The organism is Paenibacillus luteus (genome assembly GCF_006542765.1).
Taxonomy (GTDB): Bacteria; Bacillota; Bacilli; order Paenibacillales; family Paenibacillaceae; genus Pristimantibacillus; species Pristimantibacillus luteus.
On sequence record NZ_SKCD01000022.1, the window covers coordinates 148,306 to 162,459 of the forward strand.

General features: G+C 45.8%; 12 protein-coding genes. 4 read left to right on the forward strand and 8 right to left on the reverse strand.

The window, feature by feature from the left end:
• The first annotated feature begins 314 nt into the window (after positions 1-314).
• Both E0496_RS17390 and E0496_RS17395 read left to right on the forward strand, forming a co-directional pair.
• A complete protein-coding gene (locus E0496_RS17390) occupies positions 315-551 on the forward strand; it encodes a response regulator transcription factor (protein WP_241674844.1) in 237 nt (78 codons plus the stop codon).
• Positions 552-775: 224 nt separating this feature from the next.
• Positions 776-1,384 carry a TetR/AcrR family transcriptional regulator gene (locus tag E0496_RS17395; RefSeq protein ID WP_141503038.1) on the forward strand — a complete coding sequence of 203 codons (609 nt, stop codon included), beginning with the start codon at positions 776-778 and terminating at the stop codon, positions 1,382-1,384.
• Positions 1,385-1,479: 95 nt separating this feature from the next.
• Here the strand turns inward: E0496_RS17395 and E0496_RS17400 are convergent, their stop codons facing one another.
• From E0496_RS17400 to E0496_RS17415, 4 genes are all read right to left on the reverse strand, one after another.
• Positions 1,480-2,250 carry an SDR family NAD(P)-dependent oxidoreductase gene (locus E0496_RS17400; RefSeq protein WP_141503039.1) on the reverse strand — a complete coding sequence of 257 codons (771 nt, stop codon included), beginning with the start codon at positions 2,248-2,250 and terminating at the stop codon, positions 1,480-1,482.
• 487 nt (positions 2,251-2,737) lie between these two features.
• On the reverse strand, positions 2,738-3,709 hold the full coding sequence (locus tag E0496_RS17405; RefSeq protein WP_141503040.1) for a proline dehydrogenase family protein: 972 nt from the start codon (positions 3,707-3,709) through the stop codon (positions 2,738-2,740).
• Positions 3,710-3,787: 78 nt separating this feature from the next.
• Positions 3,788-4,594: an AraC family transcriptional regulator gene (locus E0496_RS17410; protein ID WP_141503041.1), complete on the reverse strand. Its 807-nt coding sequence runs from the start codon at positions 4,592-4,594 to the stop codon at positions 3,788-3,790.
• 12 nt (positions 4,595-4,606) lie between these two features.
• On the reverse strand, positions 4,607-5,221 hold the full coding sequence (locus E0496_RS17415) for a TetR/AcrR family transcriptional regulator (protein WP_141503042.1): 615 nt from the start codon (positions 5,219-5,221) through the stop codon (positions 4,607-4,609).
• Positions 5,222-5,506: 285 nt separating this feature from the next.
• On the opposite strand from E0496_RS17415, the gene E0496_RS17420 reads away from it, so the two are divergent.
• Positions 5,507-6,943, forward strand: a complete 1,437-nt coding sequence (locus tag E0496_RS17420) for a DHA2 family efflux MFS transporter permease subunit (protein ID WP_141503330.1) — start codon at positions 5,507-5,509, stop codon at positions 6,941-6,943.
• 292 nt (positions 6,944-7,235) lie between these two features.
• On the opposite strand, the gene E0496_RS17425 is transcribed toward E0496_RS17420, so the two are convergent.
• From E0496_RS17425 to E0496_RS17435, 3 genes are all read right to left on the reverse strand, one after another.
• Complete coding sequence (locus E0496_RS17425; RefSeq protein WP_141503043.1) at positions 7,236-9,368, reverse strand: GMC family oxidoreductase; 2,133 nt, start codon at positions 9,366-9,368, stop codon at positions 7,236-7,238.
• 464 nt (positions 9,369-9,832) lie between these two features.
• Positions 9,833-10,726, reverse strand: a complete 894-nt coding sequence (locus E0496_RS17430) for a nicotianamine synthase family protein (protein ID WP_161601458.1) — start codon at positions 10,724-10,726, stop codon at positions 9,833-9,835.
• 394 nt (positions 10,727-11,120) lie between these two features.
• Positions 11,121-12,164 (reverse strand): glycoside hydrolase family 88/105 protein, encoded by a 1,044-nt coding sequence (locus tag E0496_RS17435; RefSeq protein ID WP_141503045.1) that lies wholly within the window; start codon positions 12,162-12,164, stop codon positions 11,121-11,123.
• Positions 12,165-12,358: 194 nt separating this feature from the next.
• Between E0496_RS17435 and E0496_RS17440 the strand changes: the two genes are divergently transcribed.
• Positions 12,359-13,198, forward strand: coding sequence for an AraC family transcriptional regulator (locus tag E0496_RS17440; protein ID WP_141503046.1), 840 nt, complete (start codon positions 12,359-12,361; stop codon positions 13,196-13,198).
• Positions 13,199-13,240: 42 nt separating this feature from the next.
• Here the strand turns inward: E0496_RS17440 and E0496_RS17445 are convergent, their stop codons facing one another.
• Entirely contained in the window at positions 13,241-14,044 is an 804-nt protein-coding gene (locus E0496_RS17445) for an acyltransferase domain-containing protein (protein ID WP_141503047.1), read from the reverse strand.
• Between the last annotated feature and the right edge of the window lie 110 nt (positions 14,045-14,154).

Consider the following 14,154-nt stretch of genomic DNA (forward strand, 5'->3'; position numbering starts at 1 on the left):
ATAAGCATTTCGAACCATTTCAATCAAAACTTCCCTTGTGTCTTAAGTGTCAAAAGGATTACTTTCTGCAGATGAGAATAAAACTTCAAGGGAGACTTGTAGAAATGTTATTGATATTATGGAACGTATTAGGCGGTTTCCTCTTAATCTCAAGTATATTTTTCTCCATTCGATTACTCCTTGATAGTAAGCATGAGTAGGTGAAACTCTCATATGAAAACAAGAAAGCATCCCATATTGAGCAATTCATGAATCATTATGGCATAGACAATGTAGCATTGCATGATTTCCTAATTCGAAGATTGGATCCTGCCATGCAAGATTTTTCAACCCTTTATCGCCTTACGCAGCGCGAGACTGAAATTCTCATCCTATCCGTTGTACAAGGTTTGTCTAATCGAGAAATTTCTGAGAAATGTGTAATCAGTGAAAAAACGGTCAAAAATCATCTGGCAAATATCATGAACAAAATTGGCATCCGTTCGATGCGAAAATTGTTTTCCATGCTGCTTTATCATGTACTTTCCTCAAACGAAAAATCATCCCGTTAACTTCCCAGTTCGATTGTCCACCCTTAGCCTAAATCATCACCCAAAGGAACGTATAGTGACTTGATGAAAGGGCGTTTGCGGCTTCTATATTCACTACTGTTAGTATGGCGTTCCAAGGTATCCTCCCAATTCTTCACGTAGTATAATAAGGACAGAGTTACCTAATGGTTTCTTTGCGTCTCCTCTGAACCTTCATCCTACTTCAAAAATAAAGGAGGATATCCATGCTAAAATCACTCTCTGTCGATCGCAGAGTCCATAAATCGAGAACAGCTCTAAAGCAGGCTTTGCTCGAGTGGATGCCACGCAAACCATTCTCTGATATTTCAATTACGGATATCGTGAAATCAGCTGATTTGAATCGTGGTACCTTTTATAAACACTATACTTTCAAGGAAGAACTGCTTGAGGATATATTAGCTGACGTATTGACGGATCTAATTCAGGCCTACCGGTATCCTTATCTGCAGCATCAGGATTTTGATATCCAGAGCCTGAGCGCGTCTGCCATCAAAATTTTTGACCATGTACATGCTTACGCGACCGTCTATATTTTATTGGTAAGCACGAGTATACTACAGGACTTTCGAAATACGGTATATCAAACACTGAAAAGCCTGTATTTGGACGATGTAACGAACACCTCTCCCAATCCCATGATCGACAAGGAACTGCTTGCCTGCTACCAGGCTAATGCGGTTCTCGGTCTGATTACGGAATGGGTGCAGGGCAAATTTAAATATAGCTCTACTTATATGGCGGAGCAATTGCTCGAACTAACGCGCATGAACCGCTCCAACGAAATGTATCATTCGAATCTAAACTCAGGATAACCCCCAAACTTCATCTTAAATCAGACTTCTTCTGCAAGCATACAAGAAGAAAGAGCCTGGCATGCGCCAGACCCTTTCTTATGGGATTAGAATATTTAGTTGCTGATCCAGCCGCCGTCAACAGGCAGCTCGATGCCTGTGATAAACTTGGATTCATCCGAAGCTAGGAACAAATATGCATACGCAATATCCATCGATTCGCCAGCGTGAGGAGGAAGGGGAGCCAAATTCTTGTAATGCTCGCCCATTTCAACCTGGGATTTGATTCCCGCTTTCTCGACCATTCCCGTGAACACCGCACCCGGATGAACCGAGTTGACGCGAATGTTGTCTTTGGCGAACCACTGCGCCGTATGTTTAGTCAGTGAACGGACAGACCCTTTGGATGCGCTGTAAGCTGCGCCCTGAGCATCTGCGATACCGCCGATGATTGCTGCTATAGATGAAGTATTCACAATCGAGCCCTGACCATTTTGCTGCATATAGGGGATAACGGACTTCATGCCCAGCCATACGCCCGTGCTGTTAATCGACATGACCTTTTCCCAATCCGCTAGCTCGGCTTCCAGCACGCCTTTGGCAATGTGAATCCCTGCATTATTGATGAGAATATCGATTTTCCCATATTTCGCAATCGTTGCTTCTATCACCGCTGTCCACGACTCGGGACTGGATACATCGAGCTTCAAAGCTATCGCGTCTCCTCCATCAGCCACAATGGCATTCACCCGCTCTTGCAGCGCTTCTTCCACAACATCCGTTGCAACGACCTTTGCACCTTCTTTGGCAAATAACTGCGCTCCAGCAAGTCCCATGCCGCTAGCTGCCCCAGTAATAATAGCCACTTTACCTGACAATCTACCCATTTCATTCATCCTCTCTGATTGACGATATCTGTTTATGCGCTCATTCTTTCATATAGATAAGCCGTAATCGGTTATCGGTTCGTCTATAATCCACCACCTGTGACAAGCCGGTCCGTTTATGCTTCTATAGTATAAAGCAACACCAAAAACATTCTCAATCAGCAAATGAAAGCGCTTTTGTATGTTAAGCAACACGAAGCTTGTCCTTCGTATGTTAACCGATTTCCAAAGCGTAATAATGAACAGATCATGGTGCAGTTGTTGATTTTGGCACAGTTAAACAAATTACCTCTCTATATAACAAGCTTAAGATGATAGCAAACCTGATTGCTTTCATCCATTTTTCTGGATGGTAATTATGAATGGATATGAATTATATATGTGGAACTAAAGCCTCTCCAGAACGATCTTCTCGCTTCGCTTACTCTTCAAAGTGAGGTCATTACCAAGTTACTATTTATTCTCGTTCAATTTATATAGCGGATAATCAAAGATAAGCCTGCACAGACTCTACTGCTTCATTGCTCACTGTGTCTATTACCGCTTGGAAAAGATTTGGAGGGTACTCGGCAATGCGATGACACAAATATAAATACCATTCATGTCCATAAGTTAAATAAATCCGTACCGGATTCCCCGCCGCTTTCAGCCTGCTGCTTAGGTCCGGGCGTATGCCATACAGCATTTCGAACTCTACACCCGCGTTTAACAACCAGTCCTGTTCAAGGAGCTCTTCAATCATATGCTCATCATGAGTGGCAATTGATATGCGATGCCCATGACGAAGGGAGCTTTCAACAAGTTCAACATATCGTTTATTAAGTTCAGAAGAACGAGGAATCATACAGTCATCCGGTTCCTGATAGGCTCCTTTTACCAAACGGATTCGACTCGGCGTGCCTTGTAGTGCAGCCAAATCCTCCGGTGTTCTTTTTAGCTGTGCTTGTAGCGTGATGCCAATATTTGGATAGATGTAAACCGCTCGTTTATAGGTAGAGAGTATGCGCTCCGTCTTGGAGGATTCTTCCATACTAATGAAAAGCTCAACATCAACCTTCTGTGCTTGCTCAGCAAGTTTCATTAGATATGAATAAGCAAGCTCGGTATCCAGCAGAAGCCCGATATGCGACAGATCGAAGGATACTCGCCCTGAGGCCCCGTTCTGGCCAACTTCATGAATTAAAGCGAGCAGCTCCGCAACTGCTGCCTCACATTCAGATACATCGGTTGTATTTTCCCCAATATATTCAAGAGATGTCGCGTAACCTTTAGCATCAAGCTTCTGTGCTGCTTCAAGTCCATCTTGACGCATTTCACCTGCCACATATCGCGCAGCCGCTAGCTGGAGCATCCCCTTTAGCTGCGGTGTATTCTCCACATAGGACTTCAGATCACTACGACGAGCGATTGATTTAAGTGCAGCAGTAAATTGTGTTTCCAAATCAGATTTCAGATGCATAGCTCTATCTCTCCTTCTTTCAAGTAAACCTAGTTTACAAGCAGGAGAGGAATCGGTATTGTAAAATATTGCTCAATTTCAAATCATTAACGCATATTTTTGCGGGGTTGTCCCCACTATTTTAAAGAAAGCTTTCGCAAAGTGGCTTTGGTCATAAAATCCTACCTCTGCCGCAATATCGGCAATGGGTCTTTGCTTAGCCAGTTCTGTCTTTGCATGATTGATTCTTAGCAGGATTTGATAAGCATGAGGAGGAAGATGATTCCATTTCTTAAATAGCCTTACGAGATGAAACCTGCTGATATCTGTTTCGTTCTCCAGAGTCTCTAATGTAACTTGCTCGGCAAAATGCTCATGCAGATATTCTCTGATGCCTTTGACATATTTCTGATCCTGTTTGCATGAAGCTTCATGCTCAAGATCGGAGCTATGCTGACTAACAAGCGCTTGTACGAGATCAATTAATGCTGTTTCAATCTCGAGCGGAGTACCTTTTCTAGCAATTGCCTCCATTGTTCGGTTTAAATGCAAACGACATGCTTTATTTTTACCCTCTTCTAATAAGTATGGGATATAAAGCTGATCCATCTCTCGCTGCTCAAGGTCTTGAAACCATTCAGGCTTGATATACAGCATCTTGTATTCCCAAGCCGTATCGTCTTGAGGCTGACAAGCATGCAGCATGGAGGGTGGAAAACTGATCAATCTGCCCTCTTCAACCTGAAGCAGCTTTCCATCGCACCAAGCATTCGTTGCTCCTTTATCAATCAAGCCAATCGAATATTCCGCATGAAAATGCTTATGATAAGCAAGATCACTTCTTTTGCATTGCTTTGCTTCCAAGAAAGGCAACATAGGTTCGCGGTGAAAGGCCACTGACGGCATGCTAAAGCCCTCCTACTTATTAAGATTTATGGTTTTCGCTGACGTTGACCGGAGCAATACAAATTGTTTGGCAAGATATAGCGGCGTATAGGGCATATCATTGCGAAGCCACGCGATGATCGTGCCGATCAAAGCCGAAGATCCATACCAAATGGCAATGTCCTTCTGAATGTTTAAAGTTGAACGGTGTAATTCGATATCTCTTCTTTCTATTCGTTCGGTAACAAGTCCCGTAAGCAGCTTTAACAGCCGGTCAGAAAAGATCGTCGTTCGATGCGTCGCGAGGATGACTTTGTAAAATTTCGCATGCTTGGAAAGATGCTCAAGCAAATTCACGAGCATCGGCCAAGATTCTTCTTCTTTCGAATCCGGATTCAGATGAAGCGGAGTATTGTCCAAAACCTGCTGAATGTCCTCAATCATATCATCTGCCATCTTCTCCAGCATATCCGGAATATCCCGATAATGCAGATAAAAAGTAACACGGTTGATGGTAGCTCGCTCTGCGAGGCGATTTACCGAAATTTTCTCGATATCTATTTCCTGCAGCAGTTCAATAAAAGCGTCTCTAAGCAATTGTCGCGTACGCACGATCCGAGGATCTGTTCGCGGCGTTCCATTCTCCATATCCTTCTCCTTTCAAACTCCAGACTACACTTTTTACAATATCGTAGAACATCTTCAAGTTAAACAACAATAATACTTTAGTTGTAAAGTACTTTACACTATTCGCAAATACTGTCGCTTGTAAACCGATCAATTCTGCCTATAATCTAATTTATACATTGTTCATTATATAACACAGTGTAAATTAAGTACACACACAGAGAAGAATTGAAAGGATGGAGTAGGTTGAATAAAAGTTTAGCAGAAAACAGCAGTTCGTTAAAAAAAGGACCGATCTTGTTCATTATGATTTTAGGTGCCTTTCTTGCGACGCTGAATCAAACCGTCATGAGCGTTGCTACCCCCGAATTAATGGTTGATTTTAACATTTCGGCTGCAACGGCTCAGTGGTTGACTACAGGTTATATGTTGGTAAATGGAGTCTTGATTCCAATCACAGCCTATTTAATGCAGCGATTTACTACGCGTGAGCTTTTTCAAACGTCAATGTTTATCTTTCTGGCAGGTACGATCGTGTCAGCGCTCGCATCAAGCTTTCCTGTCTTGTTGACTGGTCGTTTGATTCAGGCAGCCGGCGCAGGCATCATTATGCCACTGCTTATGACCGTTATATTAACGCTCTTTCCTCCCAATAAACGGGGAGCCGCGATGGGCATGGTTGGGTTCGCTATTATTTTCGCCCCAGCCATCGGGCCAACGCTTGCCGGTTATATATTGGAAAATTACAAATGGGAAACGATGTTTTACGGCATGATTCCGTTAGTCGTTATTGTAATCATTTGTGGCTTTATTTATCTAAGAAATGTGTCAGAGAGGATTCATGCAAAAATTGACGTCCTAAGTGTCATCCTCTCCACTGTTGGATTCGGAGCTGTGATGTACGGCTTCAGCCGAGCCGGCAGCTTAGGCTGGTCAAGCGCTGAGGTTATCACGTTTATTACGGTGGGAATCCTTTCGCTTGTCCTATTTACTTGGAGGCAGCTGAAATTGGATACTCCGCTTCTGGATCTCCGTGCCTTCAAATACAGCATGTTTTCCCTAACCACCGTCATTAATATCGCCGTGACCATGGTGATGTACGCGGATATGATGCTGCTTCCGCTATATTTGCAAAATGCCCGTGGCTTTACAGCGCTGGAATCCGGATTATTGATGTTCCCAGGTTCATTGCTTATGGGAATTATGATGCCGATCACAGGAAAGCTGTTCGATAAGTTCGGAGCCAAATGGCTGTCCATCATTGGGATGGCGATTACGATCATCACTACCTTAGGCTTCATTAACTTAACGGACACAACCAGCTATTCCTATCTGGTTCTCATGTCTACAGGCCGTCGTTTCGGTATGGCCATGCTTCTTATGCCAATCACAACAGCTGGTTTGAATCAGCTGCCTGCTAGACTTAATGCACATGGTACGGCCATCTCCAATACTATTAAACAAGTAGCAGGGGCTGTAGGCACCTCATTGCTCGTAACCATTATGACAAGCCGTACGACAACTCATATGAAAGAGCTAATGGCATCAGGTGGAACCGAGGGAGCAACACAAGCACAAATGGTTACTGCAGCTTCCATCTCCGGTATTAACGACGCCTATCTCGTTATCGTAGGAATTGGTGTCGTCGGGATGCTGCTTTCCTTCTTCATCAAACGTGCGGATCAGCCATCTGTAGAAGACAGCAAGGCAGCAGTGAAGTTGAAAGTCGTTAAAGAAGTATAATAAGTAATTCGTGACTATATTCAATCTTGCTAAACCTTACCCGAACTAGACTACCCCCTTGATCTAAAAGGGGAGTAGTCTTTTTTTTGTAAACTTTCGCTCTGTTAAGAGAATTCCCATCTCCATGCAAATCTCGGTTTGGTAGATGTCCAAAGGTTCACCACCGCGAAATCCGCCAGTTCCTGCAATATAAACGCGTCCGTCATCTCATGATCTGAAAAAAATGCACAAAAGCCGACCATGGGGTCGACTTTTAATGGTTTATTTTTTTGAATGCTATCCTTTCCCTTCACTAGCCTTGTTTCACTAGGTTTTCTGCTGTACGGAAAGCTAAGGCAAGAATCGTTAACACCGGGTTAACCCCCCCATTCGTCACATGCACAGAGCCGTCGCTCACCCAAAGATTATCGTATCCATGCACGCGGCCTGATGGATCAGTAACAGATGTTGCCGGATCATTACCCATCCGTAGTGTGCCTGCCTGGTGCTGTCCGCCACTAAGCCCTGCACCTGGTTGGGTTCGCCACACCTCACGGGCTCCTGCGGCCCAAAGCCACTTCTCCGCTTGCTCTCCCAGTACGGAAGCAGCGCGAAGCGACTCGGGATGCACGCTTCCGGACAACTGAGCTACTGGCATACCGAAACGATCTTTGACCGTCCTAGACAACCGAACTCTTGACTCTGGACTCGGTATTTCTTGAATCGGCCCTTGAATTTGGCTGGTACGCAAGTAACTCTCGCGCATCGTTGCCTTGCCATCGCTGCCCCAACGCGGGGCACCTGGTGCAAGCGCTCGATACCAATGCAAGAGCGGCAGCCGAGTGAACTCGTTGGCCAGCAAACCTCCCCCGATAATACCGCCTTCATTACTATGGTCGAAGCGGAAGGTCGCAATACTAACGCCCGGACCGAGGCCATCTTGAATCGGATCATCAAAGAGGCCGTAAGCACCCGAATAGACATGGCCTTGAAGGCTTCTGCCTACTTGTCCATTCTGATTGCCTAACCCATTCGGATCCGAATCCGTTGCGGAGTTGAGTAGGAGACGTGCGCTTTCGATAGCTCCCGCTGCAACCACAACATGACCTGCCCGCACTTGATGTCGCTGGATGGAGCCACCCAATTGCTGTACAAGACGAACGCCAGTGGCATGCCTTCCTCTCTCGGTATCGATGCGCTCCACCGTTGTATCGCAGATCAGATCACAGTTACCTGTAGCGATAGCCCTTACCATCATCGTATTGTGTCCGCCATTCTTGCTATTGGTTGGGCAGGCAAATCCGACACACTGGCCGCACCGTCCACAGGCTGGTCGGCCATCCCGTTCAATGGAGTTGATGAGTAGAGGCACTGAACCGACCTCCCATCCAAGCTTCTCTGCTCCCCTTGCGAGGCGTTCTGCTTCAAGCGTACGCGACAACGCTGGCATCGGGTAGGAGCGTTTCCGCTTTCCACGCCCAGAATGGGCTTTCCCATCACCGGAGACACCAACTTCCCACTCAGCCCGTGCATAATAAGGCTCGAGCTCGTCATAACCAAATGGCCAATCACTCAGCGAGCTCCCCTCCGGTATCCCATAACGAGTAGCCATTCGGAAATCATCCGGATGAAACCGCCATGCCTGCGCTCCATAAATCCGAGTTCCTCCGCCCAACGTCATAGCATTATTATGATAATCGCCTTCCATCGGCGCGGTAATCCGCTCATCTCCACCTGCCAATACAATCGTACGCGGGTTTCCTGTCAGCTCTGGGCCCGTGTTATGTCCATACTTGCTAAAACGATGATTGCGCAAATGATCATTGCCTATCTGGCTGTATGGGAGCCAGCTTCCACGCTCAACAACAAGAACGTGAAGTCCTGCTTCAGCTAATACCGCTGCAGCTACAGAGCCGCCTGCCCCAGCTCCTATGATAATGACATCATACTGGTCTCGAAGCTGATCGAAGGTCTTCTGCGGCAAATCGATTTCAGGAGCCGACTCGCTGCTCTCAGGAACAGGGCCTGGACGAAATCCGATCATTTCCCATGACTTTCCCCCACGATTCCCACCTGCTTCAGGACTTCCATAATAACCTTCAATGACCAAGCTTAGCAGCGTGTCAAAAAATTGTTTCGGCGAGATCGGCCAGTCTTTAACGGAATCCTTCTCGACCTCGTGGAGCAAGCTATCTTTCTCATGAGTCGATAATGTCAAGAATGGTTGCCCAAAGAAAGTGATTGCTGCTGCATCCAATGCGCGAAGTCCAGGTTCTATGACATTCGTCCATGTAGCTGCATCCTCGGCGAAACGTCGTTCCAAGTAAGTCAGCACTCCTCCAGCCGTCCCTGATGGCCATTCATCATCAGGAATCATCCGGTCAGTAACCGCTTCCAAAATAAGCCGATATTCACTCACAAAAATAGTCTGTTCGCTGCGCCTCATTTTGCTTCCACCTCACCATGACCTCTATTAACATCATAGGGATTCATCCTCATGGCCGACTCTCCTTTACCTGTATGTTCTTCACGCTTAGCTTCGCTTACTTTAAATAGGATGTCATAAAAAGTTTGTTTTTCACAAGTCGAATAATTAAATCGTTGTCATATGCATTATCTCTATCTTATACTTTTCAGCCCGTTGTTCAAGTACTTTCGATTTCTTATTCAACGAAAATAGAAACAAACTTATTCTCTCCATCCTCATAGCGAGTATTGCAATAGGGAAGATATCAGCAGCTAACCAATTACTCAAAATAGCGCCGCAGCTGTAAGAGCCTGTGACGCTATTTTCGTATTGTCGGTTGTAAACTGTAAAGCTGTTATCCTCATCTTCCTAATAATTTCTGACCTCGTCAAGCTGGGCCGCCTAGCACCATCAACATCACTAACATGATGGTGATTCCTTTATTATTCCACTATTGTAAGGGCAGCGAAGCGATCCAGAAATAAAGTCGAATTGATGACCAGATTGCCATCAGGGGAAGTGCGTCCTATTATCCGCCACCCCTGCTTATTCAACTGCGATTCATCAATCGCTTCATACATGATTTGCCTCATCCCCTCAGCTGTGCGAACAGCCACCAGAGGATCTGAGGAAGTACGACTAATTTGCTCGAGCACTGCCCGTTTATTTCTGACGAGACTCGCTACAAATATTTGGTTATACAAGCTATAATCGAAAGCTGCTCCATTCTCTAGAATGACATTTACCTTCGTCCTTAAACCCACTTTTTCGAGGAAGGAGCAGGACGCCTCATAAGCATCTGGGTCAATCTCAAGGCAGACAACCTCCACCTCACCGAATAGGTGAAGAATAATCGGACTTAGCGGCATCGGCCCGCTTCCAATAAATACAATTGGCGATTTCTCTATCTGACCATCTTGCCGAATCAACTGACGCAGCGTGGAAAACTCCTCGCTAACCAAGGCCATATATATATGCCAGTAAGGCAACCGTGCAACGATATCCAGAACGGAATCCCCAGCCCCGCAAACCGGTTGAGAATCGGCCAGCTCTACTTGAAATTCGGCTATTGACAGATTATCCTGCAGCCTTCGCTGGTTCATGACCATATAATCATGGCTTAGAACAGCCTTGACCTCCTCGGGCGAGTAGTCGGCGCGCAGTTGCTGCGAAAGGCGTGCAATCATGTTCGTCACCTGCTGATTAGCAGGAGAAAGATCTTCTTCTTTTTGAAGAAGTTCATTTACTTCACGGATAAAACCGATAAAGTCATCCACCCTTTGCCTGCTTGGCGTGCTTCCAATATGTATATTTGCAGTGGTAGAAAATCTCTCCATTTGCTCCATTCCTCCTTCAATCTACATCCAGCCCTTACTCTTCAAATATATTCGTATGGTCAAAAATGTAGACGAGTGCTTGGACGGGTTATCTAGTGATTGATTAGATCCTATTGCACAAAGCTAACTTTTATTGTAACTTTTTCATTTCATTTCACTGATTAGTATTAGTATTTGTTCTTGGTTACCGTTATCGCATTACTCATCTCCGTTAAAATTAAAGTAAAAAAAGACCGTTAATGTAGGTCTTGCCCACAATTAACGGTGTATGATTTCAATTTAACTCGTTTGCTTCACAACGCACTGCACTTAGCATAGATTTGGCAACTGTGTATACTCTTCACTGCTGCTGTTCCTGCTGGAAGCTGCTCGCAATACGACAACCGATCGATCTTTAAGTCTCATCTGGCTTTTGTTTAATATCATCGATTACCGAAGCCAAGAAAGCAAGTCCAAGCCCCTGCCCCCAGCCCTGCGCCCATTTCCGGTCGATGCCGAGGTAGCCAGCGATGTCATTCATAACGGCGGTACCTCCCGATACGTTCTTGACGCGGCCGTTGTCTGCGATGTTTGCTAATACGCCATCAAGAGCTTTCTGCACGTGCTTCCCATGCAGCGGGTTACCATGCGTGACCATTGCCGCCGCGATGCCCGCCGTAGCTGATACTTCGCCATAGGCTTCTGGATAATCAAGCACGGTGCCCCAGAGACCTTCTTCCTTCTGCAGCTTTTTGATCGCACCTAGCTGATCGCGCAATGAACTCCAAATATGCATCATTGGAGGATATAGATAGGCTTCCGGCAATATTTTGGCTGCTCTGGACATCGTATAGGCAGCCCAAGCGTTGGCCCGCGCCCAATACATGCCGGACATGTGGTCCTTCTTGATATGATTGTAGCCGTGGTACCACAGCCCGTCGTTCTCGTCCTGCAAGTAGTTGATATGCCAATAAAATTGATGCAAAGCGTCTTCAACGAGATGTTTTTTGTCAAACATGATGCCCGCGCGCAGCATGAAATACGCCGCCATGAACAACGTATCCGCCCAGCACTGCTCAGGGAAATCGTTTTTGGAAGACACCGTATGCTGAAGCACCCGATCGCCAAAACGCAGTGCTTTGTTCTCCAAGTAATCGATCTTGCTAAAAATAAGCTCCGCATACCGCTCGTCCTTCGTCTGCTCGTACAAGGTGAGCAGCATATGCCCCATCGCGCATGTATTGACCGTCCAAACAGGCAGTCCCGCTTCGATGTATTCGTCCACCCAAGCGATCATCCGATCCAGATAGGCTTGCTCCCCTGTCACTTCATACGCCCGGCTAACGCCGTAGTAGGCAACTCCGCCCGGCCAATCCCAAGTAAGGTCCATACCGAACGTGTACTCCGCCACACGCCCGACGACTTGTTTCAAATCGCTTTCTTTTGTGCTGATTTTCATCTTGATCATCCTTTCTTAATTAGGTGCGTGTACTTAAAACGGTATAGCCCTTTATCTTTATACTCATGTTAATTCTCTTGTCACTCCACGATTTGTATGATAAAACAGCAGTATACTTCTTCATTGTAATACTTAATATTATAAGGTCCCATATAAAAATACAGAAAAGACATATAAGAATACGGAGGTTTACTATGAAAAAACGTATCGTTCCGCCTACTCCTGCGGAATTGCTGCCTCTGCAGCTCGAATCGATTGGAGTCAGTCCCAAGCAAGAGATGATGGAACGACCAAATGGCTACCCCTATTTCCACTGGCTTCAAACGCTGGCTGGCGAGGGAGAGCTTTCGACTAACGGACAAGTCTGGAAAATGACGGAATGCTCGGGAGTACTGCTAACTACAGGAACTCCTCATCGGTACGAAGCAAAAAACGGTTTTTGGCATACGGGATTTATTACGTTTCACGGGAGCATGGCAGCGAGCTTCGTCCAATCATTCGGATGGAACATAGCGGAGCGCTTCCAATGGGAATCTGGCAATGACCAAATAACAAAGTTACTAGCAGACATGCTAGCGACCGCCGAGTCTGGAGGCGACCCGTCGGGATGGCAATTTTCATCGGATTTGTATAGATTCCTCACGCTGCTGCGAACCGATGCCAGAACGGACAACCGGCCATCCATGACAAAACGGCTGGAGCGCGTTCAACGGCTGTTGGACTGGCTCGAAGTAGAGTTCGCGGATCCCGGCATCGGACTTATAGAGATGGCCTCCTTGCTTAACATCGGCGAGAGGCAGTTGAACGAGAAGTTTCGGGAGCTGTTTGGCCAGACGGCCTATGCTTACTTGATTCAGCTAAGGATTCGAAAAGCCAAGGAATGGCTTCCTTCTCGGCCTGACTGGACGGTACGCCGCATTGGCGAAGCGGTCGGCTTCCGCGATGCGAGCCATTTCGTAGCCACATTTCGTCGGAAGGAAGGCATGACGCCAGAAACGTACCGAAAGCTGTACGGCGCGGGGACGATTTCATGACACTAATCGAACCCATCATTCGAGATGGTGATCTTTATGCCATTACAGCAAGATACCATACCCGCTTCCGAGTCGATGACCCGCTACCAGATAAGCTTTAGCGCTGCGCTGCAAGCTTGTTTGCTCATCATATTCGGATGGATTGGCATTTACCTTATTGAATATTCTTTGCTCGGCTTCCCTTGATTCAACGTCTATTTCATAAATGTGGAAGTATTTTTGAAATTGCAAAATATTCGAACCAGCGCTCAAAACCTCACCCAGCTTCGGGTAAAGCAGCCATGAATGACAAACATACACCGGTGATATCCCTCTAAAAAAAGCTCTAGCAAGTTCAAATGACCTCTCCACGCCTTGAGTCGTTAGCGGCTCTCCAGATGGGATATGTATATTAAACACGATTTGGTTTTTAGCTATTTTCCGGTCATTTACTGCTAAGTCACGGTCAAAGGCAATTGGCTGGAATTGCAGCCTTCCGAGTCTGAACAAGCGAAGCTGAACATGCTCCTGAAGCCAGTTATATTCTTCGATTCCATATTCACCATAATTACTCATACAGACCGTACACCAAATGTGAATGTCAGAGAAGGTATCAAAGTAGATTTCATCGCTAATCCCTCGTATTCGGTATTCCTCATAGGCATCTACCCCAAACCTGACAAATAAATAGAGTAACAATTGTCGATAGCTCGTCGTTTGCTTTACACTTTCAAAGAAGGATCCGTAGTCCGCATAGAAGTGGTGTTTATGTGCTTCATATGTCACTTCCTCCATACGGTACGCATACAATTGCTGCGCAGCAGCAGGTTCAAGCATAATACCTTCGCAAAACAATTTAATATTCAATAGAAACACGCTCCATTCACTATACTTATCTCATTTCCAGTACGTATACGTAAGCTTAAAAGCTACAAAGCTCTGTATTATCTTCTAAATAGTCGTATTCATCCAACATT